Genomic DNA, 22,843 nt, shown 5'->3' with positions numbered 1-22,843 from the left:
ATACGGAGACCAGGTAGATGAGCGAGAACATGCGGCTGCGCGTCCTGCTGGACGCGATTGACAGGGCCACCGGGCCGATGCGCCGCGTCCTGGGCGGCAGCCAAGCCCTGACCGCCTCGCTGCGCACCCAGCGCGAGGCTCTGCGCGGCTTGAACGCACAGCAGCGCGACGTGTCCGCGTTCCGCGAGCTGGCGGAGAAGTCCAAGGCATCGACAGCAGCGTTGAAGGACCAACGCGCCAAGGTGCGGCAGCTGGCGGCGGAGATGCGCGCGGCCGAACAGCCCAGCGAAGAGCTGGCGCAGAAGTTCGCCGCCGCCACCCGCACTGCCGGGCGGATGAAGTACGAAGTGAGCCGCAACGCCGAGCGGCTGCAGGCACTGCGCACCCGGCTGGCCGATGCCGGCATCAGCACCAGCCAGCTGGGCACCCATGAGCGTCACCTGCGTACTGACATCGTCCGGGCCAACGAAGCAATCGATCAGCAGCAGAAGCGACTGACCGCGCTCAATGCCGCCCAGAAGCGCTCCCAGTCGCTGCAGAACGCGGGCCTGAAAGCCACAGCGTTGGGCGCGGGGATGGCCTTCGGCGGCCGCAGGGCGCTCGACGCGGCCGTCCTGCCGGTGGGTGAGGCGGTCGGGTTTGAATCGGCCATGGCCGACGTGCGCAAGGTGGTCGACTTCGACACCCCACGCCAGTTCGCGCAGATGGGTCTGGACATCGAGGATCTGTCCCGCCGCCTGCCGATGGTGCCCAACGAGATCGCCAAGATCGTCGCTGCCGCTGGCCAGGCGTCGATCCCTCGCAAGGAGCTTCTGCAGTTCGCGGAGGACGCCACCAAACTGGGTGTGGCCTTCGACACCACCGCCGAGGATGCTGGCCAGACCATGGCCACCTGGCGCACGGCGTTCCGCATGGGCCAGGCCGAGGTGGTCACCCTGGCCGACAAGATCAACTATCTGGGCAACACCGGCCCGGCCAGCGTGCAGAAGATCAGCGACGTCGTGAACCGCATCGGCGCGCTGGGCGAAGTGGCAGGCCTGCAGAGCGGCCCGCTCGCCGCCCTGGGCGCCACCGTTGCGGGCATGGGCATCGAGTCCGAAGTGTCAGCCACCGGCATCAAGAACATGCTGCTCACCCTGTCCTCGGGCGAGGCAGCCACCAAGCGCCAGCTCGCCGCGTTCGACAAGCTGGGCCTCAGCTCTACCAAGATGGCCCAGGCCATGCAGAAGGATGCCGGCGGCGCCATCCTCGACGTGCTGGAGCGGTTGAAGAAGCTGCCGGCGGCGTCGCAGGCGGCCACCATGACCACCCTGTTCGGCCGCGAATCCATCGGCGCGATCGCGCCGCTGCTGACCAACCTTGATCTGCTGAAAACCAACTTCGACAAGGTCACCGACACCCAGCAGTACGCAGGCTCCATGGAGAAGGAATACGCCGCGCGCGTGGCCACCTCCGAGAACGCCATGCAGCTGGCCAAGAACACCATGCTGGTCCTGGCCGGCACGCTCGGCCGCACCCTGCTGCCCGACATCAAGGCCGCCTCCGAGGCCGTGGGCCGCGTGGTGGGCGGCTTCATCAGCTGGACGCGGGAGAACCCGCAGCTGGCGCGCGCGCTCACCGTGAGCGCGGTGGCAGGCGCTGCGCTGGTGACGGCGCTGGGCGGGCTTCTGACCGTGGGCGGGCTGGCATCGATGGCGCTGGGCCAGATAAGCGGCGCGGTGGCTCTGCTGTCCGGTGGCGGTGGTGTCGGCGCGCTGATCGCGCGCTTCGGCACGCTGGCCGCCCAGGTGCTCCCCACCCTGCTCAACGTCGGCCGCGCACTGATGGTGGTGCTGGGTGGCATCAGCTGGCCGGTGCTGGCCATCGCCGCGGCTGTCGCTGTCGTGGCGGCCGTGGTGTGGAAGTACTGGGGGCCGATCAAGGCCTTCATGATCGGCGTCTGGCAAGGGCTGCAGGACGCCTTCGCCCCCGTGCTGGCCGAGCTGCGCACCGCCTTGGCGCCGCTGGCGCCGCTGTGGGATCAGGTGGCATCGGCCATCGGCAAGGTGTGGGATTGGGTCAAACAGCTGTTCGCCCCGTTTGAAGCCACCACCGAGCAGCTGGAGGGTGCCACCAGCGCCGGCCGCACCTTCGGCCAGTTCCTGGGCGTGGCGCTCACGGTGCAGCTGCGCATGGCCGTCAAGGCCATCGGCTGGCTGGTCACCGCTGCCACCACCATGCAGGACGTCGTCATGCGCGTGGTCGGCGGGCTGGGCCAGTACCTTGGCGGCGCCTGGTCGGTGATCGTGGGCCTGTTCACCGGCAACGGTCAGCGCATCACCGAAGGCCTGCAGAGCATGTGGACCGGCATCAACACGCTGCTGGCCAGCTGGCCGGCGAGGATGATGCAGGCCGGCACGGACATGGTCATGGGCCTGGTCAACGGCATCCGGTCGAAGATCTCCGCCGCAACCTCGGCCGTGTCCGGGGTGGGCCGGGGGGTGATCGATCAGTTCAAGGGCATGCTGGGGATCCACAGCCCCTCCCGCGTGTTCGCCGAGCTGGGCGGCTTCACCATGCAGGGCTTGGCCAACGGCCTGCAGGCGGGACAGAACGGCCCCCTGGCAGCGCTGCAGGGCATCACCCGCCGCATCCAACAGGTGGGCGCTGGCGCGGCGCTGGCGGCCCTTGCCGGGCCAGTGGGGGCCGTGGATACCCGGCCGCCTGTGTCGGCCAGCCAGAGCGCGCCTGCGGCCGCTTTCGGGAAGATCGAGATCCACATCCACACGCAGCCCGGCCAGGACGCAGGCGATATCGCCCGGCAGGTCCGCGCCGAGTTCCAGGCGCTGCAGCGAGAGCAACAGGCCCGCGCACGTTCCGCGCTGGGCGATAGGGAGTAACCACCGATGATGATGTGCCTTGGAACCTTCGTGTTTTCCCTACGGGACGGCGCCTACGAGCAGCTGACCCGCGATCAGGCTTGGCGCCACGCCCGCTCCGAGCGGGTGGGCGCACGCGCCGCGTCGCAGTTCGTCGGCCCCGGCGAGGACACCGTGCAACTGAGCGGCCTGATCGCACCGCCGCTGACCGGCCAGTATTCGTCGCTGGCCACCCTGCAGGAGATGGCCGACACCGGCCAGCCATGGGCGCTGGTCTCTGGCGACGGCACCGTGCTGGGGGCATACGCCATCGCCAGCCTCAAGCAGACGCACAGCGTCTTCTTCCCCGATGGCACGCCGCGCAAGGTCGAGTTCCAGCTCAGCCTGGAGAGGGTGCCGGATGAGGCGATGGCCGAGGACCAGGCATGAACGGCCGCACCGGCTACCCGGTCCCCGCCTGGCGCGTCACCCTGGACGGGAAGGATCTGACCGACCGCATCGCCCCGCGCCTGATCGAGCTGACCCTCAAGGAATGCCGCAGCGGCGAGGCCGACCAGCTGGATCTGCGGATCCACGACCATGACGGTCGCATGGCGCTGCCGCGCAAGGGCGTCACGCTCACCGTTGCGCTGGGCTGGCGCGATGCCGGCCTGATCGACAAGGGCACCTTCGTGGTCGATGAGGTTGAGCACAGCGGCCCGCCCGACGTCATCACCATCCGCGCCCGCAGCGCCGAGCTGACCAAGACGATGCGGACGCGGCGGGATCGCAGCTGGCACGACACCACGGTGGGCGCGGTCATCGGCGCCATTGCCGGCGAGCACAGCCTGCGCGCGCGCGTGGCGCCCGCCTTGGCCAACCTGGCACTGGACCACCTGGACCAGTCCAACGAGAGCGACGTGGCGCTGCTGACGCGGTTGGGATCCCGCTTCGATGCGGTGGCCACGGTGAAGGCCGGCAACCTCGTGTTCTCCCCCATCGACAGCGGCACCACGCCCGCAGGCGTCGAACTCCCGCGCGCCTCGATCACCCGGGCCGATGGGGACAGCCACCGGTTCAGCGAGGCCGAGCGCGATACCTACAGCGGCGTGCGCGCGTACTGGAACGACAAGAAGGGTGCCCGCCGCAAGGCGGTGCTGGTGGGCACGTCGACCAACGCCAAGAACCTGCGCGAGACCTACGACAGCGCCAAGACCGCGCGGGAGCATGCCGACGCCGAGTGGAAGCGCGTGCAGCGCGGCGCGGCCAAGATGGATTACTCGCTCGCCCTGGGGCGAGCGGATCTGTACCCGGAGCAGCGCATCGACGTGTCCGGGTTCAAGGCCGAGATCGACGGGCGCACCTGGTTGATCGCAGAGACCACCCACAGCATCACCGGCAGCAGCGGCTTCACCACCGCGCTGGTGCTGGAAACGTCCAGCGCCAATGCCAAGGCGAAAGATCCGGCGGCAGATGACCCATCTGACGCCGAGGACGACGGGGCTACCTGACCGGCCGCAGCCGGCGCACGGATCCAGCCACGGCCTGCCGCAGCCACCGCGCAGAGGATCTGATCACGCCCGGTGTCACGTACCGGGCGCTGGCTCCGCCGGCCAGGAACAGCAGCGCATGCAGCGCGTGCGTGCTGGGCGTGGATCCCCCTGTCGGCAGCGCCAGCCAGGCCTGCCAGATGGCGATGGTCAGCAGCGCCGTCGCCAGCGGCGCACTGCCTGCGCGCCGCCGGTCGTCGTCTTTGGCCTGCTGCTGCCGATCTGCCGCGATGGGGCACGTCATCTCGACGTGCCCCGTGAACACCTGCCCGATGGTTGCCCCTTCGAACACCGTGGTACTGCCGCACCGGCAACCTGCCGGCGTACCTTCACGCGTACTGCCACACCGCATAGTCCTTCACACTCCAATCGCGCAGTCATGCGCCCCCTGTTGGAGGGAAGTAAACCGGGTCCAGCTCGGAAAAAAAGTTAGCGGTTGGTCTTCTTGCCTGAGCCGCTGCCCTTAACGACCAGCTTCTGATTGCGCAGATCCACGTCGCCACTGAACTGCTGGCCGATGCTGGTGTCGTTGAACTGCGTGCGCGGGGCTGCGCCCAGGGTGCTGGCGTGGGACACACCGCCGGTCAATGCCGTCATCGCGGCAGCGCGGGCGGGAGCCGGGGCTGCACGCCAAGCGTCGAGCAGCTCGGTATCGGCAGGGGCCAATCGTTCGTGCTTCCCGACCAATACATATGCAACATCTATGCCCAAATCGTGGGCCAGTGCCAGGTAGGCAGCGCTCGCTCCGACCTCATCCTTTTCGTAGTGGATCTGCGTGCGCTTGGTGACGCCACAGGCCATGCCCATGGCCTCCTGACTCAGGCGCAGTCGATTCCTTTCTTCCTTCAGCCGGTCGCCCACACTCACGCTCAAATCTCCTTGACAGGTGAATAATCTTTCACCAACATTGGTGAAAGAAGTTTCACTAACACAGCATTCAGCTTTTACACAGGGGAAACGGAATGGCGGCACAACGGACTGGTGTAAAGAAGCTGCGAACGCCGGAAGAAGCTCGGCAGTTCCTTCGCGACAACGGCATCACCGTTGTGGAGTTCGCGAGGCAGAACGGCCTGGACCGTCACGCGGTCAACGATGCACTTCGCGGCGTCGGCAAGGGCAACTTCGGCAAGTCTCACCAGGCAGCCATTGCGCTCGGCATCAAGCGCGATCCGGATTCTTGCACAAAACCCGCCAATTCCCGACAGAAACCCACACAGGGTGCCAAGTCGGGCAAAGCCGGTGCCGCCGAGTCGGGGAGCAAGAAACGGTAATGAGCGCTTCGACCAGCAGCAGCCGCGCGACGTTCTCCTGTGAAGCCTGCGATACGCCGTTGCTCAAACGCACCAGCCGTCTGCAGCACCGCCATCTGCGTTCAGATGTGTGGGTGTGTCAGAACCCGCTGTGCGGAGCGACCTACGCTGGTAATTCCGAGCTGACCAGTATCGCCAGCCCCAGCGGCATGCCCGATGCGCCGGCATCTGAGTTGCCACCGACGCCGAGCTACACCAGGGCGCTGCTGCAGATGCAGTGGAAGTTGGAACACGGGTCCAGGCAGCTGGACATGCTCGATGCAATCGAGTTTGTCGAAGCCTCCCGGATCGATGCCGGCGGCGACGCTCGACCGCACCAGGCTGCTGCGCCCTAACGCGTCACACCACCCTTTCCCACCTGCTGGTCTGTCGGCTATGCCGACGGCGATGGACTGCTGCGCATGAACGTTCTGGCACCTGTAAATGTTTCCCACACTTTCCCTCATTTCCCCTTGACTTCCATTCGGGGGGAGAGCACAGTTCGCCGCAAGGAGCTTAGAAACTCCGAGGATACAGCGGCACCCGCGCCCGACAGCATCGCGGTTTTTTTGCGCCTGCATTTCGTGCGCTCCGACGACTTTCTGCGTCGGGAGGCGACAGCTATACAACACCCGCAAGGGGAAGGCTGTCGGCCGGTCTGTATCCCGGTTTCTAACCTCCCGACATCCTCGTTGGGGCGCGTAGAAACGTCTCTTCGAGGCCAATCCTCGGATACAGGAGACGTCTCCATGTCGGATGACACCCCTTCCGCGCCCGGCCCCGGCTCCGCGCGTCAGATCTCGCTCGTTTTCGGCTTCATCGCCGACACCCTTGAATGGCCCCATGCCGACTACCAGGCGCTGATCGCGCGTCTGGAAGCCACCGGCAAGCCTGCGCTGACCATCACCCTCGATGACGTCCTGTCGGCCTACACCGCCCAGCAGAAGGCACGCAGTGGCGGCGCAGCCGGCCAGCAGGGGATGCACTGATGGCCGCCACGCCTCCGCCCCTGCCCGTCCCCCAGCGACCGGTGATCGAACTCAGGACCCCGGTGCCGGGCATCGCCCTGCGTTCCTCGTTCGACCAGCGCAGCGTGATGTACCTGACGCTGGTACACCTCGAAACGGGTGCGCCGATGTCCGTCGCGGTCCACACCATCGACACCATCCGCGCTGCAGCGAACCAATGCCTGCAGTGCGGCCCCGTGCTGTACCTGCTGGCAGATGGCGAAGCCGAGCGTTTCCTCAACTGGCTCCGCAACGGCGGCAGCACCCCGAACGGAGTGAACTGATGGAAAACGACAATCGCGGCCCGCTGCCGCCTCCCGCCCGCAACCCGGCCCCGCCTCTGCCCAAGGGGCTGACCGCCAAGGGTGAGTACAGCCAGGTGGTCAACGGCGACGACTACGACCGTCTCTGGCGTATCGCCTACGCGGTTGAGCTGCTGGCGGCTCTTCCGGCGGAAGCGGCCAAGGTGCTGGGCATCACAGCCGACCACACCCACGCCGTCGCCGAGTACATCTCCGAAGACCTCAAGGGAATCCTCGCCCGCACCAAACCGGCGGACGAATAGCACACACGGCCCAGGGCAGCGCACCACCGCTGCCTCGGGCCGGCAGGAGAGAACCATGCACCACCTGACACCGTCGCCCCGCTTCTTCTAGACCGACCGCACCACACATTCCCAGCGGCGCACCACCGCCGCCGGGGATGCCAGGAGAGAACCATGCACCACCACCACGCCGCTGCTGCGGCTCGACAGGGCTGATTCGGCATGCAGGAAGAGATCCGCCAGCAGGTTCTGTCGCGCATCGAGCGCGACTATGGCCTCAAGCACCGCAATGGCACGCCCTACATGCGCGGCGGCAAGTGCCCGCACTGCAGCAAGAAAGAGCTGTACACCAGCCACGAAAAGCCGTGGGTGCTGCGCTGCGGCCGGCAGGCCAAGTGCGGGCAGGAAGTGCGCGTGCGCGACCTGTACGACGATCTGTTCGACGACTATTCCAAGGCCAACCCGCAGACCTCGGCAGCGCCGAACGCCGCCGCCGATGCCTATCTGGCCACCGGCCGCGGCTTCAACATCAAGCCGCTGAAAGGCCTGTACACGCAGGAGGACTACTACGACCGCGTGAAGCGCGAAGGCACGGCCACCGTCCGATTTCCCCTGGTCAAAGGCGGCTGGTGGGAACGGCTGATCGACCGCCCGCACCGCTTCGGGAAGATGAAGGCCCGCTTTGCCCCCGGCGAGAGCTATGCCGGCGTGTGGTGGGCGGCAGGCGCACTGGACCAGCTGCGTACCGCGCGCCAGGTCTGGATTGTGGAGGGCATCTTCGACGCCATCGCGCTGCTGCAGCGCGGTGTCTGCGCCGTCGCAGCCATGTCCAGCAATGCCTATCCCGAGCTGTCGCTCAAGGAATTGCGCGACGCCCGGCCCAACGACCTGCCCACCCTGGTGTGGGGCTTGGACAACGAGCCGAGCGCCCGCGCCTACACCGTCAAGCATGTGCGCCGAGCCGAGAAGCTGGGCTTCACCTGCAAGGCGGCGCAGATCGAGCAGCCGGGCGACAAGAAGACCGACTGGAATGACCTTCACCTTCGCGCCCAGGCTGCGGAGGACGGCGATGCTCTCTGGCAGGCAGACGTGGACCTGGCCCTGCACAACGGTGCGCTTCTGCTGGCCAAGACCGCCATGGAGAAGGGGTTGATTATCTACGAGCGCGAGAACTGCACGCAGTTTCATCTGGACCACCGTAACCGCATGTATTGGTTCGAGTTCGACCCGGGCCGGTTCGACAAGCTGTGTCGCGAGCAGTCCACGCGCAAGGAGGATGTTGAGGAAGAACTGGATCCTGAGCAGGTCCAGAAGATCCGCCGAGCTTGCTGCAACGTGCGCGAGATCGCCAACTGCAATCCCAAGGCGCTGTACTACCAGCGCAACGAGGTGACCGACGACGCCTGGTACTACTTTCGCGTGGAATTCCCTCACGACGGCGCAGCAGCAACCGGTACGTTCACGTCGTCGCAGGCGCTCAACGCCCCGTCGTTCCGCGACCGTCTGGGCCACATTGCGCGTGGCGCCATCTTCGACGGCACCGCCGGTCAGCTGCTGCAGATCATGAAGATCCAGCTGGACAACATCAAAGAGGTCCACACGGTTGACTTCGTGGGCTACACCCCTGATCACCAGGCCTACATCTTTGGCGACCTGGCCGTGCGCCATGGCGAGATCGCCCAGGCAAATGCCGAGGACTACTTCGACTTCAAGAAGCTGCGCATCAAGACCACCCAGCGCTCCATCCGCATGGACATTCAGCGCGACCACGATAGCTACCGCAAGGAATGGCTGCAGTGGATGTGGACCTGCTTTGGCACCAACGGCATGGTCGCCCTGGTGTTCTGGTTCGGCTCGCTGTTCGCCAATCAGATCCGCAGCACGCACAAGTCCTTCCCGTTCCTGGAGGCCACCGGTGAGGCCGGTGCCGGCAAGACCACGTTGCTGACCTTCCTGTGGAAGCTGCTTGCGCGCAGCGACTACGAGGGCTTTGACCCGGCCAAGTCATCCAAGGCCGGCCGCGCCCGCGCGATGGGACAGACCTCGGGCATGCCGGTGGTGCTTCTGGAAGGTGACCGCGACACGCCGGATGGCGCGCACTCCAAGTCGTTTGAGTGGGATGAGTTGAAGGACTACTACGGCGGCGGCACGCTCGCCACCCGTGGTGTACGCAACGGCGGCAACGAGACCTACGAGCCGCCTTTCAGGGGAACGATCGTCATCAGCCAGAACGCGGCGGTGAATGCCAGCGAGGCGATCATGACCCGTATCGTCAAGCTGCACTTCCGTAAACCACACGCCACCACAGAGAGCCGCCAGGCGGCGGACAACCTTAACGCCCTGCAGGTCGAAGATCTGAGCTACTTCCTGATCAAAGCCTTGCGCGCCGAGGCACAGGTGCTGGAGAAGTTCGGCGAGCGCGTGCGCTTCTACGAGGCGAAGCTGCGCGAGAACAAGGATCTGCGCATGGAGCGCCTGATCAAGAACCACTCCCAGATGCTGGCGCTGCTCGATGGCCTGCGCCTGGTGGTGGATATCCCCAAGGAGATGGTCGAGGAAACCCGGCAGAAGCTGGTGGGGATGGCCTTGGAGCGCCAGTCGGCCATCAGCGCGGACCATCCCCTGGTCAATGAGTTCTGGGAAACCTACGAGTACCTGGAGAGCACCGGCAACGGCGAACGGCCGGTCCTCAACCACTCGCGGGATCCGCAGCGCATTGCCATCAACCTCAACGAATTCGTGGCCAAGGCGGCGTACCACAGCCAGCCGGTCCCGGATCTCAAAAAGCTGCGCGACTTCCTGCGTGATTCGCGGCGCTACAAGCTGTTGGACGCGAATCTCACGGTCAACAGCTGCATCAAAACCAACACGGCCGGAGCAGGCGTAGCCGTTCGCTGTTGGGTGTTCCAGAAGTAAGCGAAAAAGCGGCCCGGCGGGCAGAGCACCACCTCTTACCCCAAGGCCATTCACCAACGAAGTTCAGGAGAGAACCATGCACGACATGATCAGCAACACCGACCACACCAGGGCAAATACGGAGGTTTCAGGCACCGGACCAGGGGCGAAGGCTATCACGGGTGACGGACTGTGTGGATTTGCCCCCAGCCCTGCCAAGGGCTGCAGCGCAACGCTGACGATGCACATCACCCACAACCAGGTGATCGTCACCGCCCAGCTGGATATGGGCGGCCATAAGACCGCCCAGCGAGTGCTCGAGCGCCGCCGTGGCAGCAAGGCCGGGTGGGTGCTGACCGGGGGCTGCGAGGCATTCGCCGTTGATGCCGCCTGGATCTCCGCCGAACTGGCCACCCTGGCCGACCGCCTGCCCTTCCCGTTTGCCGTGGCCAACATGCTGCCGAACGCCAAGGCCAGCCACAGCGCCGTGGCCGCTGCCGCTCAGGAGGTGGCCCATGGGTAAGTACACCACTGTTCGCGGCCAGCAGCCGGCTTCCCAGGCTCTCTCCCGCGTCGTCTATGGCCCGCAGGGCAGCGGCAAGACCTTCCACGGCAAGGCCATCGCCAAACACCTGGGCCTGCTGCACGTTCGGGATCTGGACGACGTCCAGTTCAGCGGTGACCGACTGCAGCGTCGCGGCCACCTGTACCTGGCGGTCGACCGGGACTACGCGCAGCGTGCCGCCGATCTGATCGGTTGCCAGCTGCTCCCCATTGGCAGCGCACTGGCCATGATCGGCGCCAGCAGCAAGGGGGTGGCCCGTGCTTGAGCTGATCCTTCTCTGCCTCGCCCCCGCCGCCGGCGGCGCGGCCCTGCACAAGCTCTGGATCACCCGCCCGGCCCGCCAGCGCCACAGCGGCACGGCCGTGGGCCAGATCCCGCAGCAGATCCGCCGCCGCACCCGGATGGCCGTGCGCCGCGCTGGGGGTGCTGTATGACCGCCTGCGCTTGCATGGATAAGGTCGATCAGCGCCTGGCCGAGGCCGGTGCCAACACGCGGCTGTCACGCTCTTTCTTCTTGGGCGACTCGGTCAGCTCCACGGTGACCATCGCCACCAAGGCCGTGGAGAAGAAGCGCGGCCATTCGCCCTGGTCGGTGAAGCCAACGTTCTGCCCGTTCTGCGGCGTGAAGCTGGACACGCAGGAAGCCAGGGCCGGTGACGACGTGGCCACCGATGAAGAACAGGAACCGATGCCCGACCTGGTTATGAACATTCGACAGGCGCTCGCGCGTGACGGCATCCGTGCTGGCGTCCCCGCTGCCTTCGAATGCAAAGGGGACGGCCCGACGACCTTCGATGTGGTTGTCACTCTGCAGAGCGATTTCCACAACGACACTCTGCTGCGCGCTGCTCTTGATGGCTTGGGGCTGGACGTGCCCAACATCGAGCACGAGATCTATTCGACCTTCAACCGGACGAAGGGAGGGGAGAACGAACACGGCGGCAAGACCTGGGTGGTGCGCGTGGTCGACAGGTCCTATTCCAGCCAGCACCTTGCCGACGCTGAACGTTGCGTCGCGGAGGGCGTCGACCATGGCTGAGGTTTTTGAGATCCGCCACGCTGGCCTGTTCGCTGGTCTTGGCGCAGGTGCGCGCGGCTTCAATCAGGCACGCCCGGACATCGGTGCTGCGCGGGCCACGTTCCGCTGCATCGGCGGAATCGATGTCGACCCGGCTGCGGTAGCAGACTTCGGTCACCTTGCTGGCGTCCCCGGCACCGTTCTGGATCTGTTCTCGCTGCAGCAATACCGCGCGTTCTGGGGCTGCAACCCGCCTCCGGGCTGGCGCGAGGCAGGCACGGCCGATGTGCACCGCGCGTTCGGGCATGAACGGCCGCATGTCGTGTTCCTGTCTGCCCCGTGCAAGGGCTTCTCCGGGCTGATGTCAGAGAGCAAGAGCAAGACGGCCAAGTACCAGGCACTGAATGAGCTGACGCTGCGTGGCATCTGGCTCACGCTGGAGGCCTACAAGGAAGATCCGGTCGAAGTGTTGCTGTTTGAGAACGTGCCACGCATCGCTACGCGTGGCCGCCATTTGCTCGACCAGATCACCGGCCTGCTCCGCGCCTACGGCTATGTCGTGAGCGAAACCACGCACGACTGTGGCGAGTTGGGTGGCCTGGCACAGAGCCGGAAGCGCTTCCTGCTGGTGGCCCGCCATGCTGAGAAGGTTCCGCCGTTCCTGTACGAGCCTGCCAAGCGTCCGCTGCAGGCGGTGGGGACGGTCCTTGGCCGCATGCCTCTTGCCGGCGATGTTGAACGCGCCGGCCCGATGCACCGCGTTCCGTCTCTGCAGTGGAAGACCTGGGTGCGCCTGGCGTTTGTCGAGGCTGGCAGCGACTGGCGCAGCTTGAACCGTCTGTCGGTGGAAGAAGGGGTGCTGCGCGACTACCTGATCGTGCCCGAAAGCCGAGACGGCTTTCTTGGCGTCCGCGGCTGGGAGGATTCCAGCGGCACCGTCGCAGGGAAGAGCGGACCTACGAATGGCGCGTTCAGTGTTGCGGACCCCCGTCACCTGGGGCCGGCCAAACACAACAACGAATACCGCATCGTTCCTTGGGGCGGCGCCGCCGGCGCGGTGACCAGCGCGCATAGCACGGGGCAGTGCGTGCAGGATCCTCGCGCACAGGGCATTTTTGAGGGCGCGGGGAAGTACCCCGTGGCCGCCTTCGATGCCCCATCGCGGACGGTCATCGCTCGCAGCGACACTGGCCATGGGGCCTATGCAGTCGCCGACCCTCGCCCGGCCAATCAGCGCCAGCAGGGCGATGCGTACCTGACCAATGGCCACTACGGGGTGGTGTCCTGGGACGCCAACAGCGGGGCTGTCAGCGCCGCAGCTGGCCATGACAACGGGAAGTGGTCAGTGGCCGACCCGCGCCTGCCTGATGCCCGCAAGAACCTGGTGTGCGTGATCCGCAGCATGGACAACACCTGGCACCGGCCGTTCACCACGCTGGAGCTGGCCGCCCTGCAGTCACTGGTCGACCCGGAGGAGAAGTTGGAACTCGACGGCCTGAGCGACCAGGCATGGCGCGAGCGGATCGGCAACGCTGTGCCGCCGGCCGCTGCTCGCGCCATCGCGGAAGAGATCGGCCGCACTCTGCTGCTGGCATGGACCGGGCAGACCTTCGCCCTGTCGAGTACTCCGATCTGGGTGCGCGACGTTGCCATCGCTATGGCTCTTCCCGGGGAGGTGCGCCAGTGACCCAGCAGCAGAAGGATCCGCCGCGCCCGCTGCCGGCGTGCCCCAACGGTCACCCGGCCAGATACATCATCGACTGCCGGCGGATCGAGGCGCGTGGTGGCCATTTCATCGAATGCCGCTGCAGCCGCACGGCGAAGCATCCGACCTTCGACCTGGCGTGGGCACACTGGCACAAGCAGCATGCGCTGCAGGCGGTGCAGACGCCGGCATCCGCTCCGGTGCCGGCACCCCAGCTGCAGCTGAGGCTGGTGGGAGGAACAGGTTGATGCCTGCACCGGGAACCATCGGCGGCGGTGGATTCGGTACGTTCTGGATGCTGTTCGGCCAGTTCGGTGCCACGCTGACCGTCGAGCAGTTGCGGGACGCCTACTTCCCGGCGTCCAGCATGAAGACCATGGCGAACAAGCACAGCGCTGGCCTGCTGCCGCCCCGCACTGGCGAGGTCTACGACACCCGCGACGTCGCTGACTGGTGGGACGAACAGCGGACGAAGAGGTCGCACTGATCAGGAAACGAAAAAGCCGCCGAAAGGCGGCTTTTTCTATGGCTCGGCACAAACAACGTGTGCCAATAATGTGCCACTACCCCTGAAACCCTTGTGTCACAAAGCAGTCGCACCAGTCCATCATGGGGGCAACGGACAGACGCAGGGAATCGGCGTAACGGGCGGTGGCGGACGTCATTGGGGTGTTGATCGTGGAGACTGGCATTGCCAGTGAGATCAATAGTTTACACCGGGCGGCTGAATGGCGAGGAGCGGATTGGGGGGCGCGCGGCTGCCGTTGACGCATCTGCCAATTGAACGATGTATCCTTCTGGATACGATCACCCGATGACATCCCTGCACGCGACGACGGCGTTTACGCGATGGCTTGAGAAACTCGCCGATGTGCGGGCGCGAGCCATCATTGTCGAGCGCTTGCAGCGCGTGGCGCGGGGCCTGGAGGGGGACATCCGATCCATCGGCAACGGCGTGAGCGAATTGCGGATCGGGTATGGCCCCGGGTACCGCGTCTACTTCACCCGTCGAGAAGGGACGATCGTCGTGCTTCTGATAGGCGGCGACAAATCCACGCAGCCTCGCGACATCCGGCGAGCCATCGCCATGGCCAGCAGGGTGTAGCGCGCTGCTTTCCGCTCCACGTGTTCAGGACCCGCCATGAGCAAGCTCAAGACACTCCCTTTCGATCCCGCTGACTTCCTGCAGGACGATGTTGCGATTGCAGCCTATCTGACCGAAGCCCTCGCGGCTGGCGATGCCGGCCATTTCCAGGATGCGCTTGGGACGGTCGCACGGGCACGCGGCATGGCCGGCATCGCGGAGACATCCGGCCTGGGCCGCGAGAGCCTGTACAAGGCGCTGCGACCGGACGCGCACCCACGATTCGACACGGTGCAGCGTGTGCTGCTGGCCATGGGCGTGCACCTGACGGTACAGGCTGACGCGCAACCCGCTTTACCGGATTGAATGCTTGCGGCGGACGCGTGCCGGCCAGCGGCCGGCACTACCCTACCAGGCGCAGGTAGGCTTCCAGCTGGTCGGCGCGCACGCGCAGACGCTCGGCGTCGTTGCGCGCCTGCTGCAGGTTGTCCACCGGCTGGCTGTCATACAGTGCAGCTTCCAGCGCACCCTCGCTTTCGCGCCACTGCAGCCAGGACCGTTGCGCGGCCACAAGGCGGGCCTTGCCAGCGCTGTCCAGGCGGCCCTGCAGCTGCTTGTAGGCCTGGTTCAAGCGACGGTCCTGCCGCTCCGCTTCGCTGCTCAGGCAGGCAGCCTGTTCGATGGCGCCTTGTGCCTTGCCGGTGCAGGCGTCGAAGGTCGTGCTCAGCCCGCTGGCGGCCCCTGCGTGCCCGGCGGTGAAGGCCAGGACCGCCACGGTGGCAAGGCCCAACATCCTGTTCAACATATTCCATCTCCTGGTCGGGAACGCAGCGCCGCTCCGGAAGCGGTACGCGGTTCGTGCGCGATGACGCAGGCCATGCTACGCCAGCCGCCGTGGCAGCTGGCTGACCTGGCTCACAGTGCACCGCGCGGCACGACTAGTGCCCGCCGCGCGCGCCGCCCACCTGCTCGATCAGGGTCTGGCTGGCGGCATTGAGGCCCACCACCGTCACCTGCGCACCATGCGCGGCCAGCTTTTCCTGCGCGCGTTCCAGCGCCGCCACTGCGGTCAGGTCCCACAGATGGGCATTACGCAGGTCGATCTGCACCTTCGGCGCCACGTGCTGGTAATCAAATGCCGCACCGAGCTGGCCGGCCGAGGCGAAGAACACCTGGCCGCGCACGTGGTAGACCTGGGTATCGGCGGCATCTTCGCGCTGCACATCCAGCATGCGGCCGACCTTGCGCGCGAAGAACAGCGCTGACAACAGCACGCCGCTGAGCACGCCCTTGGCCAGGTCGTGGGTGGCCACGGTGACCACGACGGTCAGCAGCATCACGGCAGACGAGCTTCGCGGATGGGTGCGCAGGTCACGCAGCGAGCGCCAGCTGAAGGTGCCGATGCTGACCATGATCATCACCGCCACCAGCGCCGCCATCGGGATCTGCCGCACCAGGTCGCTGCCGTACACCACCAGCACCAGCAGCAGCGCGCCGGCCACCAGGCAGGACAGGCGGCCGCGGCCACCGGAGGTCACGTTGATGACCGACTGGCCGATCATCGCGCAGCCGGCCATGCCGCCGAGGAAGCCGGTGACCGTGTTGGCCACGCCCTGGCCGACGCACTCGCGGTTGCGCTCGCTGGGGGTCTCGGTGATGTCCTCGACGATCTGCAGGGTCATCATCGATTCGAGCAGGCCGACCACGGCCAGCGTGGCCGACACCGGCAGCAGGATGCGCAGCGTTTCCCAGGTGAGGGGCACGTCGGGGATGAGGAAGTGCGGCAGGCTGTCGGGCAGCTGGCCCATGTCACCGACGCTGCGCACGTCCACGCCGAAGCCGATGACCACGGCGGTGAGCACGACAATGGCGACCAGCGGCGACGGCACCGCGCGGGTGATGCGCGGCAGCAGGTAGATGATGGCCAGCGCGGCGGCACACAGCACGTAGACGGTGGGGCCGCGGCCGATCAGTTCCGGCATCTGCGCCAGGAAGATGAGGATGGCCAGCGCGTTGACGAAGCCGGTGATGACCGAGCGCGAGACGAAGCGCATCAGCGAGCCGAGCTTGAACACGCCGGCCAGCACCTGCAGCAGGCCGGCCAGGATGCTGGCGGCGAACAGGTACTGCAGGCCGTGGTCCTTGACCAGGTCGACCATCACCAGCGCCATCGCGCCGGTGGCGGCAGAGATCATGCCCGGGCGGCCGCCGGCGATGGCGGTGACCACGGCGATCGAGAACGCGGCGTACAGGCCGACCTTGGGGTCGACGCCGGCGATCAGCGAGAAGGCGATGGCCTCGGGAATCAGGGCCAGGGCGACGACCATGCCGGACAGCAGATCACCACGGATGTTGCCGAGCCATTGCTGGCGCAGGGGGTAGGACGTTTGCATGGGAAAACTCCGCGCGCACGGGCATGGGGCCACGTGGCGCTGCAGTGGAAAGACACGGGTTCCTGAGCCGGGCGGGCCGGCTGCCGAAGTGCGGCAAGGGTCAGGGTGGCGTGATCACTGCAGTCGGGAGCCGGTACGTGGGAGGCGCGCAGTCTACGGGAAGCGACCCGGCAGGGGTAGCGCGGGCGGCGGTTGAACGCTGGGTGACATGGCGCGGCCCTACAATCGGGTCATGGCCCTGCCCTCTCCCCGCTTCTTCGACCCCGCCACCGAACAGGGCGTGCTGCGCCTGTCCATTGCCTTCTCGCTGGCCGTTGCGCTGGCCGGGGTGGTGTTCGGCCTGCTGGCCAATTCCTCGCTGATCATCTTCGACGGCATCTACGGCCTGATCGACGTGGTGATGACCTGGCTGTCGCTGCTGGTGGCGCGCCTGATCGCGCTGTCCACGCAGACCGATGCGCTGCAGTCGCGGCTCAACCAGCGTTTCACCATGGGCTTCTGGCACCTGGAACCGATCGTGCTGGGGGTGAGCGGCCTGCTGATGATCGGCGCGGCGCTGTACGCGCTGGTCAATGCGGTGGATGCGCTGATGTCGGGCGGGCGCCACATCGCGCTGGGGCCGGCCATCGTGTTCGGTGTGGTCTCGCTGCTTGCGGAAAGTGCGTTCGGTGCGTTCGTGTGGCGCGCCAACCGCCGCATCGGTTCGGATTTCATCGCCCTGGACGCGAAGAACTGGGTGATCGCCGCCAGCATGTCGGCCTGCTATGTGGTCGCGTTCGTGGGCGGCGTGCTGGTGCAGGGCACGTCGCTGGCCTGGGTCGGGCCCTATATCGATCCGGCCATCCTGGCGGTGGTCTGCCTGTTCGTGATGGTGGCGCCGCTGGGCACGGTGCGTCGCGCGCTGGCCGGGATCCTGCTGGTGACCCCCCCGGAGCTGCAGGCGCACGTGGATGCCGTGGCGCGCGACATCGTGGCCCGGCATGGCTTTGTCGAGCACCGCAGCTACGTGGCCCAGGTCGGCCGTGGCGAGCAGATCGAGCTGTTCTTCGTGGTCCGCGAGGACGACCCGCCGCGGCCGCTGGTGGAGTGGGACCAGCTGCGCGATGAGATCGGCGATGCGCTGGGCGAGGCCTCGCCGGACCGCTGGCTGACGATCATGTTCACTACCGACCGCGAGTGGACGATCTAAGCCGATAGGACGACGCATCAAATATTCAGGACGAACTATCACCCATCGTCCTTCAGGACCGGGCAAAGTAGACCCATCGAAACACCCACCCACTGACCAGGAGCATCCCATGTCCATCGAAAAGGTTCTGTACACCGCCCAGGCCACCTCCAACGGCGGCCGTGAAGGCCGTTCGGTCTCCTCCGACAACGTGCTGGACATCCAGCTGTCGACCCCGCGCGAGCTGGGCGGCGCTGGCGGCCCGGGCACCAACCCGGAACAGCTGTTCGCTGCCGGCTACTCGGCCTGCTTCCTCGGCGCGCTGAAGTTCGTCGCCGGCCAGGCCAAGGTCGCGCTGCCGGCCGAGACCACCGTCACCGGCAAGGTCGGCATCGGCCAGATCCCGACCGGTTTCGGCATCGAAGCCGAGCTGACCATCAACGCCCCGGGCGTGCCGCGCGAGCAGCTGGAAGAGCTGGTGCAGAAGGCCCACATCGTCTGCCCATACTCCAACGCCACCCGCGGCAACATCGACGTGACGCTGATCGTTGCCTGATGTGGTCGGGGTCGGATCCCTTTGCCAACGGCAAAGGGCTCTGGCCCCATCGCGGCATCTTTGGGGTCGGAGCCCTTTCGCGTCGCGAAAGGGATCCGACCCCAAAAAAATGGGCGGATGCCGGTCGAAACCGGGCATCCGCCCATCCCACCTTCGTTGTCCCGCACGGGGGCATGAGGTTGCCGGCCAGCGGCCGGCACTACCAGGTCACTTCTCGCTCGTGATGAGCTGCACGACGCTGGAGAAATCCAGCTTGCCGCGGCCGGCCTGGTGGTTCATCGAGTACAGGTTGCGGGCCACTTCGCCCAGCGGGATCGAGGCGCCGACATTCATCGCCGCTTCCACCGCCAAGCCCATGTCCTTCAGCATCAGATCGCTGCCGAAGCCGCCGCTGTAGCCGCGCGAGGCCGGGGCGTTTTCCAGCACGCCCGGCCACGGGTTGCACACTTCGGTGGCCCAGCTGCGGCCGGTGCTGACCGCCATCATCTGCGACAGCACCTTCGGGTCCAGACCATGCGCCACGCCCAGGGCGATGGCTTCGCCGGTGACGGCCATGATCACGCCCAGCGCCATGTTGTTGCACAGCTTGGCGACCTGGCCGGCGCCGCTGGCACCGACGTGGAAGATGTTCTTGCCCATTGCCTGCAGCACCGGGCGCGCACGTTCCAGCGCGTCCTCTTCGCCACCGACGATGAAGGTGAGCGTGCCCGCCTGGGCGCCGGCGGTACCGCCGGACACCGGTGCGTCGAGCATCTGCAGGCCACGCGCGGCGGCGGCTTCAGAGACCTTGCGGGCGCTGGCCGGAGCGATCGTGCTGCAGTCGATGACCAGCGCACCGGCCGGGATGTCGGCGAGGATGCCGTCATCGCCGAGGTACACGCCTTCGACGTGGCGGCTGGCCGGCAGCATCGAGATCACCACTTCGGCGCCGGCCAGGGTGTCACGCGCCGACGGCGCGGCGCTGGCACCGGCGTCGACGGCGGCCTGGACCGCGGCCGGCACCAGGTCGAACACACGCACGGTGTGGCCGTTCTTGACGAGGTTGGCGGCCATCGGGCCACCCATGTTGCCCAACCCGATGAATGCAATGCGGCTCATGCAAGGCTCCTTTCAGCAAGCGGAGTGCCCAGGTCGGCCAGCGGGTGCGCGGCCTCGGCCCAGGGGGAAACAAAGAAGGTGTCCGCCCACGCGGCGGTGGCCTCGGCCAGGGTGGCCGGGCTCCACTGCGGGTTGCGGTCCTTGTCGATCAGCAGCGCGCGGATGCCTTCGGCGAAATCGCCACGGGCGGCGCAGTGCAGCGCAGTGACGTACTCCAGGCGGTAGACGCTGGCCAGGTCCTGGCCGGCGCTGCGGCGCTGCAGTTCGAAGGCCAGCCGCGCCGAACCGGGCGCACCGGCAGCGAGGGTCTTCTGTGCGGCCTGCAGCCAGGCATCGTCGGTCTGCAGGTCGCAGATGCGCGCGATGATCGCGGGCAGATCTTCGCCTGCGCACAGCGCGTCGACCTGTGCGGCGTTGGCCAGCAGCGGGCCGGTGGCCGCGTCGCTGGCATGCGACTGCAGCAGATGATCCAGGCGTTCGTGGTTGTGCGCGGCATCGCCCGACCAAGCCACCTGCAGCAGTGCATCGAACACCGCGCTGCGGCGTTCTTCCGCGACGTGCACGTCGGCCAGGCCGGCGTAGATGGCATCGCCCGGGTTCAGCAGCGCACCGGTCAGGGCCAGGAACAGGCCGCCCTTGCCCGGCACGCGCGGCAGCAGCCAGCTGCCACCCACATCGGGGAACAGGCCGACGGTGATTTCCGGGAAGGCCAGCTTGGAGCGCTCGCTGACCACGCGGTGGCTGGCGCCGGACATCAGGCCGATGCCACCGCCCATCACGATGCCGTGGCCCCAGCACAGGATCGGCTTGGCGTAGGTATGGATGAGGTAATCGACGCGGTACTCGACGTCGAAGAACTCGGCGGCGTAGTCGTTTTCGCGGATGTCGTCGTGGCCGGCGTCGCGGAAGGCGACCATCGCCTTGTACAGGCTGTGCAGGTCGCCACCGGCGCAGAACGCCTTTTCGCCGGCACCCTGCAGCACCACCATCGCGATGCCGTCATCGTCGGCCCAGGCGTTCAACTGCTTCAGCAGCAGATGCGCCATCGGCAGCGAGAAGCCATTGAGCGTGCGCGGCGCGTTGAGCGTGGCGAAGCCGATGCGCGTGCCGTTGCCGGCCACGCGCTCTTCGAACAGCACCGGTGCGTCGTCGGCAACGGTGTCGGTGGTCATGCGTTCTTCCACTGCGCGGCGCGCTTTTCCAGGAAGGCGCTCACGCCCTCGACCTGGTCGGCGGTGTCGAACAGATCGACGAAGGCTTCGCGCTCGGCCACCAGCGCCGAGGCATGGGTGCCGGTGCGGGTGGACTGCACCAGGGTCTTGCAGGCGGCGATGCTGGTCGGGCTCTGCTTGCCGGCCTTCTTCGCCCACTCCAGCGCCAGCGCCTTGGCTTCGCCCTTGCCGACCTTTTCTTCGGCCAGGCCAATGCGCACGGCGGTTTCAGCATTGATGCGCTCGCCCAGCAGGATCATGCGCTTGGCCCAGCCCTCGCCGACCAGGCGCGGCAGGTTCTGGGTGCCACCGGCGCACGGCAGCAGGCCGACGGTGGCCTCCGGCAGCGCCACCTGGGCGTGGTCTTCGATGATGCGCAGGTCGCAGGCCAGCGCGCATTCCAGGCCACCGCCCATGGCGTAGCCGTTGATGGCAGCGATGGACACGCCACGGAAGGCGGACAGCGCTTCGAAGGCTTCACCGAAACGGCGTGCGGCTTCGCGTGCGGCAGCCTTGTCGCCCGAGGCGAACTGGTTGAGGTCGGCGCCGGCGGAGAAGAACTTCTCGCCGTCACCGGTGATCACCAGCGCGTAGATCTCGCGGTCTGCGTTGAGCGCGCCCACCAGGTCGCGCAGCGCGGACAGGCTGTGCACGGTCCAGGTGTGCGCCGGCGGGTTGTGCAGGGTGACCACGGCGGTGTGGCCATCGGCCTCGACCTTCAGGCCCACGTGCTCCTGGGTACGCCAATCCTTCATCGCAGTTCCTCTTCAGTGTTGAGCAGGTGGCGGGCAACGATCACCCGCATGATCTCGTTGGTGCCTTCCAGGATCTGGTGCACGCGGCTGTCGCGCAGCAGGCGCTCGATCGGGTATTCGCGGATGTAGCCGTAGCCACCGTGGATCTGCAGCGCTTCGTTGCAGATCTTGAAGCCGGCATCGGTGGCGAAGCGCTTGGCCATCGCGCACCACACGTTGGCATCGCTGGCACCGGCGTCGAGCTTGCGCGCGGCCGAGTGCACCATCTGCCGGGCGGCGACCAGTTCGATGGCCATGTCGGCCAGCTTGAACTGCAGCGCCTGGAAATCGGCCAGCGCCTTGCCGAACTGGCGGCGCTCGCCCATGTAGCGGCGTGCGGCATCCAGCGCGCCCTGGGCGGCACCCAGCGAGCAGGCGGCGATGTTGATGCGGCCGCCGTCCAGCCCCTTCATCGCCAGCTTGAAGCCGCCGCCTTCCTCTCCCAGAAGGTGGCTGACCGGCACGCGGACGTTTTCGAAGGTGATGCCACGGGTGGGCTGGCTGTTCCAGCCCATCTTCTCTTCCTTGCGGCCATAGCTGATGCCCGGCAGGTCGGCCGGCACCGCGATGGCACTGACACCGCCCGCACCGGCACCGCCGGTACGCGCCATCACCACCAGCAGCTCGGTGGCACCGGCGCCGGAGATGAAGGCCTTGGAGCCGTTCAGCACATAGAAGTCACCGTCGCGCACGGCGGTGGTCTTCAGCGAGGCCGCATCGGAACCGGCGCCCGGCTCGGTCAGGCAGTACGAAGCCAGCTTGCTGCCCGAGGACAGATCGGTGCCCCACGCATCGCGCAGTTCCGCCTGGCCCCACTTGGAGACCATCCACGAGGCCATGTTGTGGATGCTGACGTACGCCGCGGTCGACGGATCGACGTTGGCGAGCTCCTCGATGACGACGGCGGCGTCCAGGCGGCTGAGGCCGCTGCCGCCGACTTCCGGGTCCATGTACAGACCACAGAAGCCCAGTTCACCGGCCTTGGCGATCGCCTCGCGCGGAAAGATGCCCTCCGCATCCCATCGCGCGGCGTGCGGCGCCAGTTCGGCCTGTGCGAAGTCACGCGCGGCTTCACGATAGGCCTGCTGCGCTTCTTCCTGGTCCGTCGTCATCGAGTGGCTCATGGCTG

At 66.8% G+C, this 22,843-nt stretch carries 28 protein-coding genes; 20 read left to right on the top strand and 8 right to left on the bottom strand.

What is annotated here, in order from left to right; translation table 11 throughout:
- Positions 1-17: 17 nt before the first annotated feature.
- From C1925_RS01515 to C1925_RS01505, 3 genes are read left to right on the top strand one after another with little or no spacing between them, the layout of a single operon-like run.
- Positions 18-2,879: a phage tail tape measure protein gene (locus C1925_RS01515; protein ID WP_108767393.1), complete on the top strand. Its 2,862-nt coding sequence runs from the start codon at positions 18-20 to the stop codon at positions 2,877-2,879.
- A 6-nt stretch (positions 2,880-2,885) separates the two neighbouring features.
- Positions 2,886-3,287, top strand: a complete 402-nt coding sequence (locus C1925_RS01510) for a phage tail protein (protein WP_108767392.1) — start codon at positions 2,886-2,888, stop codon at positions 3,285-3,287.
- On the top strand, positions 3,284-4,348 hold the full coding sequence (locus C1925_RS01505) for a phage late control D family protein (protein ID WP_108767391.1): 1,065 nt from the start codon (positions 3,284-3,286) through the stop codon (positions 4,346-4,348). Before C1925_RS01510 ends, C1925_RS01505 begins: the two co-directional genes overlap by 4 nt.
- Here C1925_RS01505 and C1925_RS01500 read toward each other — a convergent pair.
- Together C1925_RS01500 and C1925_RS01495 are read right to left on the bottom strand one after the other, a co-directional pair.
- Positions 4,341-4,679: a hypothetical protein gene (locus tag C1925_RS01500; protein WP_108767390.1), complete on the bottom strand. Its 339-nt coding sequence runs from the start codon at positions 4,677-4,679 to the stop codon at positions 4,341-4,343. The two genes, C1925_RS01505 and C1925_RS01500, sit on opposite strands and share 8 nt — an antisense overlap.
- A gap of 137 nt (positions 4,680-4,816) precedes the next feature.
- Positions 4,817-5,254, bottom strand: a complete 438-nt coding sequence (locus tag C1925_RS01495; RefSeq protein ID WP_254051369.1) for a helix-turn-helix domain-containing protein — start codon at positions 5,252-5,254, stop codon at positions 4,817-4,819.
- A 95-nt stretch (positions 5,255-5,349) separates the two neighbouring features.
- Between C1925_RS01495 and C1925_RS01490 the strand changes: the two genes are divergently transcribed.
- The 15 genes from C1925_RS01490 (at position 5,350) to C1925_RS01425 (ending at position 14,860) form a co-directional block, all read left to right on the top strand.
- Entirely contained in the window at positions 5,350-5,658 is a 309-nt protein-coding gene (locus C1925_RS01490) for a DNA-binding protein (protein WP_108767388.1), read from the top strand.
- A complete protein-coding gene (locus C1925_RS01485) occupies positions 5,658-6,032 on the top strand; it encodes an ogr/Delta-like zinc finger family protein (RefSeq protein ID WP_108767387.1) in 375 nt (124 codons plus the stop codon). The genes C1925_RS01490 and C1925_RS01485 overlap by 1 nt, the downstream gene beginning before the upstream one ends.
- 393 nt (positions 6,033-6,425) lie before the next feature.
- Entirely contained in the window at positions 6,426-6,665 is a 240-nt protein-coding gene (locus tag C1925_RS01480; protein ID WP_108767386.1) for a hypothetical protein, read from the top strand.
- Entirely contained in the window at positions 6,665-6,967 is a 303-nt protein-coding gene (locus C1925_RS01475; protein WP_159097455.1) for a hypothetical protein, read from the top strand. The genes C1925_RS01480 and C1925_RS01475 overlap by 1 nt, the downstream gene beginning before the upstream one ends.
- A complete protein-coding gene (locus tag C1925_RS01470; RefSeq protein WP_254051368.1) occupies positions 6,967-7,248 on the top strand; it encodes a hypothetical protein in 282 nt (93 codons plus the stop codon). The genes C1925_RS01475 and C1925_RS01470 overlap by 1 nt, the downstream gene beginning before the upstream one ends.
- Before the next feature lie 201 nt (positions 7,249-7,449).
- Positions 7,450-10,143: a toprim domain-containing protein gene (locus tag C1925_RS01465; protein WP_108767384.1), complete on the top strand. Its 2,694-nt coding sequence runs from the start codon at positions 7,450-7,452 to the stop codon at positions 10,141-10,143.
- A gap of 76 nt (positions 10,144-10,219) precedes the next feature.
- Positions 10,220-10,645, top strand: coding sequence for a hypothetical protein (locus C1925_RS01460; RefSeq protein WP_254051367.1), 426 nt, complete (start codon positions 10,220-10,222; stop codon positions 10,643-10,645).
- Positions 10,638-10,952, top strand: coding sequence for a hypothetical protein (locus C1925_RS01455; RefSeq protein WP_108767383.1), 315 nt, complete (start codon positions 10,638-10,640; stop codon positions 10,950-10,952). The genes C1925_RS01460 and C1925_RS01455 overlap by 8 nt, the downstream gene beginning before the upstream one ends.
- Entirely contained in the window at positions 10,945-11,121 is a 177-nt protein-coding gene (locus C1925_RS21085; protein WP_174213475.1) for a hypothetical protein, read from the top strand. The genes C1925_RS01455 and C1925_RS21085 overlap by 8 nt, the downstream gene beginning before the upstream one ends.
- 14 nt (positions 11,122-11,135) lie before the next feature.
- Positions 11,136-11,726 carry a hypothetical protein gene (locus tag C1925_RS01450; protein ID WP_108767382.1) on the top strand — a complete coding sequence of 197 codons (591 nt, stop codon included), beginning with the start codon at positions 11,136-11,138 and terminating at the stop codon, positions 11,724-11,726.
- Positions 11,719-13,392: a DNA cytosine methyltransferase gene (locus tag C1925_RS01445; protein ID WP_108767381.1), complete on the top strand. Its 1,674-nt coding sequence runs from the start codon at positions 11,719-11,721 to the stop codon at positions 13,390-13,392. Before C1925_RS01450 ends, C1925_RS01445 begins: the two co-directional genes overlap by 8 nt.
- Positions 13,389-13,658 (top strand): hypothetical protein, encoded by a 270-nt coding sequence (locus C1925_RS01440; protein ID WP_254051366.1) that lies wholly within the window; start codon positions 13,389-13,391, stop codon positions 13,656-13,658. The genes C1925_RS01445 and C1925_RS01440 overlap by 4 nt, the downstream gene beginning before the upstream one ends.
- Positions 13,658-13,897: a hypothetical protein gene (locus C1925_RS01435; protein ID WP_108767380.1), complete on the top strand. Its 240-nt coding sequence runs from the start codon at positions 13,658-13,660 to the stop codon at positions 13,895-13,897. Before C1925_RS01440 ends, C1925_RS01435 begins: the two co-directional genes overlap by 1 nt.
- A 327-nt stretch (positions 13,898-14,224) precedes the next feature.
- The gene (locus C1925_RS01430; RefSeq protein WP_108767379.1) at positions 14,225-14,515 is read left to right on the top strand and encodes a type II toxin-antitoxin system RelE/ParE family toxin; all 291 of its coding nucleotides are present in this window, start codon (positions 14,225-14,227) and stop codon (positions 14,513-14,515) included.
- A 36-nt stretch (positions 14,516-14,551) separates the two neighbouring features.
- Positions 14,552-14,860, top strand: a complete 309-nt coding sequence (locus tag C1925_RS01425) for an addiction module antidote protein (RefSeq protein WP_108767378.1) — start codon at positions 14,552-14,554, stop codon at positions 14,858-14,860.
- Positions 14,861-14,897: 37 nt separating this feature from the next.
- On the opposite strand, the gene C1925_RS01420 is transcribed toward C1925_RS01425, so the two are convergent.
- Together C1925_RS01420 and C1925_RS01415 are read right to left on the bottom strand one after the other, a co-directional pair.
- Complete coding sequence (locus tag C1925_RS01420) at positions 14,898-15,299, bottom strand: lysozyme inhibitor LprI family protein (protein ID WP_108767377.1); 402 nt, start codon at positions 15,297-15,299, stop codon at positions 14,898-14,900.
- A gap of 133 nt (positions 15,300-15,432) precedes the next feature.
- Positions 15,433-16,887: a SulP family inorganic anion transporter gene (locus C1925_RS01415; protein WP_108767376.1), complete on the bottom strand. Its 1,455-nt coding sequence runs from the start codon at positions 16,885-16,887 to the stop codon at positions 15,433-15,435.
- Positions 16,888-17,119: 232 nt separating this feature from the next.
- Between C1925_RS01415 and C1925_RS01410 the strand changes: the two genes are divergently transcribed.
- Positions 17,120-18,076, top strand: coding sequence for a cation transporter (locus C1925_RS01410; RefSeq protein WP_254051365.1), 957 nt, complete (start codon positions 17,120-17,122; stop codon positions 18,074-18,076).
- A 109-nt stretch (positions 18,077-18,185) separates the two neighbouring features.
- On the top strand, positions 18,186-18,611 hold the full coding sequence (locus C1925_RS01405; protein WP_108767374.1) for an organic hydroperoxide resistance protein: 426 nt from the start codon (positions 18,186-18,188) through the stop codon (positions 18,609-18,611).
- Positions 18,612-18,818: 207 nt separating this feature from the next.
- On the opposite strand, the gene mmsB is transcribed toward C1925_RS01405, so the two are convergent.
- Genes mmsB through C1925_RS01385 form a run of 4 tightly spaced genes read right to left on the bottom strand, consistent with a single transcriptional unit; the run spans position 18,819 to position 22,838 of the window.
- Complete coding sequence (mmsB, locus tag C1925_RS01400) at positions 18,819-19,709, bottom strand: 3-hydroxyisobutyrate dehydrogenase (protein WP_108767373.1); 891 nt, start codon at positions 19,707-19,709, stop codon at positions 18,819-18,821.
- Positions 19,706-20,881, bottom strand: a complete 1,176-nt coding sequence (locus C1925_RS01395) for an enoyl-CoA hydratase/isomerase family protein (protein WP_108767372.1) — start codon at positions 20,879-20,881, stop codon at positions 19,706-19,708. The genes mmsB and C1925_RS01395 overlap by 4 nt, the downstream gene beginning before the upstream one ends.
- Entirely contained in the window at positions 20,878-21,675 is a 798-nt protein-coding gene (locus tag C1925_RS01390) for an enoyl-CoA hydratase (RefSeq protein WP_108767371.1), read from the bottom strand. Before C1925_RS01390 ends, C1925_RS01395 begins: the two co-directional genes overlap by 4 nt.
- Positions 21,672-22,838, bottom strand: coding sequence for an acyl-CoA dehydrogenase family protein (locus C1925_RS01385; protein ID WP_108767370.1), 1,167 nt, complete (start codon positions 22,836-22,838; stop codon positions 21,672-21,674). Before C1925_RS01385 ends, C1925_RS01390 begins: the two co-directional genes overlap by 4 nt.
- Between the last annotated feature and the right edge of the window lie 5 nt (positions 22,839-22,843).

The organism is Stenotrophomonas sp. SAU14A_NAIMI4_5 (assembly GCF_003086795.1).
In the GTDB taxonomy this organism is placed as follows: Bacteria; Pseudomonadota; Gammaproteobacteria; order Xanthomonadales; family Xanthomonadaceae; genus Stenotrophomonas.
The sequence above is the reverse complement of the archived record's forward strand: the minus strand, read 5'-3'. Positions and strand labels throughout refer to the sequence as shown.

Excerpts from the sequence above, each read along its gene's own strand:
- C1925_RS01515 (WP_108767393.1), top strand. The coding sequence starts at position 18 with ATGAGCGAGAACATGCGGCTGCGCGTCCTGCTGGACGCGATTGACAGG.
- C1925_RS01510 (WP_108767392.1), top strand. The coding sequence starts at position 2,886 with ATGATGATGTGCCTTGGAACCTTCGTGTTTTCCCTACGGGACGGCGCC.
- C1925_RS01505 (WP_108767391.1), top strand. The coding sequence starts at position 3,284 with ATGAACGGCCGCACCGGCTACCCGGTCCCCGCCTGGCGCGTCACCCTG.
- C1925_RS01490 (WP_108767388.1), top strand. The coding sequence starts at position 5,350 with ATGGCGGCACAACGGACTGGTGTAAAGAAGCTGCGAACGCCGGAAGAA.
- C1925_RS01485 (WP_108767387.1), top strand. The coding sequence starts at position 5,658 with ATGAGCGCTTCGACCAGCAGCAGCCGCGCGACGTTCTCCTGTGAAGCC.
- C1925_RS01480 (WP_108767386.1), top strand. The coding sequence starts at position 6,426 with ATGTCGGATGACACCCCTTCCGCGCCCGGCCCCGGCTCCGCGCGTCAG.
- C1925_RS01475 (WP_159097455.1), top strand. The coding sequence starts at position 6,665 with ATGGCCGCCACGCCTCCGCCCCTGCCCGTCCCCCAGCGACCGGTGATC.
- C1925_RS01470 (WP_254051368.1), top strand. The coding sequence starts at position 6,967 with ATGGAAAACGACAATCGCGGCCCGCTGCCGCCTCCCGCCCGCAACCCG.
- C1925_RS01465 (WP_108767384.1), top strand. The coding sequence starts at position 7,450 with ATGCAGGAAGAGATCCGCCAGCAGGTTCTGTCGCGCATCGAGCGCGAC.
- C1925_RS01460 (WP_254051367.1), top strand. The coding sequence starts at position 10,220 with ATGCACGACATGATCAGCAACACCGACCACACCAGGGCAAATACGGAG.
- C1925_RS01455 (WP_108767383.1), top strand. The coding sequence starts at position 10,638 with ATGGGTAAGTACACCACTGTTCGCGGCCAGCAGCCGGCTTCCCAGGCT.
- C1925_RS01450 (WP_108767382.1), top strand. The coding sequence starts at position 11,136 with ATGGATAAGGTCGATCAGCGCCTGGCCGAGGCCGGTGCCAACACGCGG.
- C1925_RS01445 (WP_108767381.1), top strand. The coding sequence starts at position 11,719 with ATGGCTGAGGTTTTTGAGATCCGCCACGCTGGCCTGTTCGCTGGTCTT.
- C1925_RS01435 (WP_108767380.1), top strand. The coding sequence starts at position 13,658 with ATGCCTGCACCGGGAACCATCGGCGGCGGTGGATTCGGTACGTTCTGG.
- C1925_RS01430 (WP_108767379.1), top strand. The coding sequence starts at position 14,225 with ATGACATCCCTGCACGCGACGACGGCGTTTACGCGATGGCTTGAGAAA.
- C1925_RS01425 (WP_108767378.1), top strand. The coding sequence starts at position 14,552 with ATGAGCAAGCTCAAGACACTCCCTTTCGATCCCGCTGACTTCCTGCAG.
- C1925_RS01420 (WP_108767377.1), bottom strand. The coding sequence starts at position 15,299 with ATGTTGAACAGGATGTTGGGCCTTGCCACCGTGGCGGTCCTGGCCTTC.
- C1925_RS01415 (WP_108767376.1), bottom strand. The coding sequence starts at position 16,887 with ATGCAAACGTCCTACCCCCTGCGCCAGCAATGGCTCGGCAACATCCGT.
- C1925_RS01410 (WP_254051365.1), top strand. The coding sequence starts at position 17,120 with ATGGCCCTGCCCTCTCCCCGCTTCTTCGACCCCGCCACCGAACAGGGC.
- C1925_RS01405 (WP_108767374.1), top strand. The coding sequence starts at position 18,186 with ATGTCCATCGAAAAGGTTCTGTACACCGCCCAGGCCACCTCCAACGGC.
- mmsB (WP_108767373.1), bottom strand. The coding sequence starts at position 19,709 with ATGAGCCGCATTGCATTCATCGGGTTGGGCAACATGGGTGGCCCGATG.
- C1925_RS01395 (WP_108767372.1), bottom strand. The coding sequence starts at position 20,881 with ATGACCACCGACACCGTTGCCGACGACGCACCGGTGCTGTTCGAAGAG.
- C1925_RS01390 (WP_108767371.1), bottom strand. The coding sequence starts at position 21,675 with ATGAAGGATTGGCGTACCCAGGAGCACGTGGGCCTGAAGGTCGAGGCC.
- C1925_RS01385 (WP_108767370.1), bottom strand. The coding sequence starts at position 22,838 with ATGAGCCACTCGATGACGACGGACCAGGAAGAAGCGCAGCAGGCCTAT.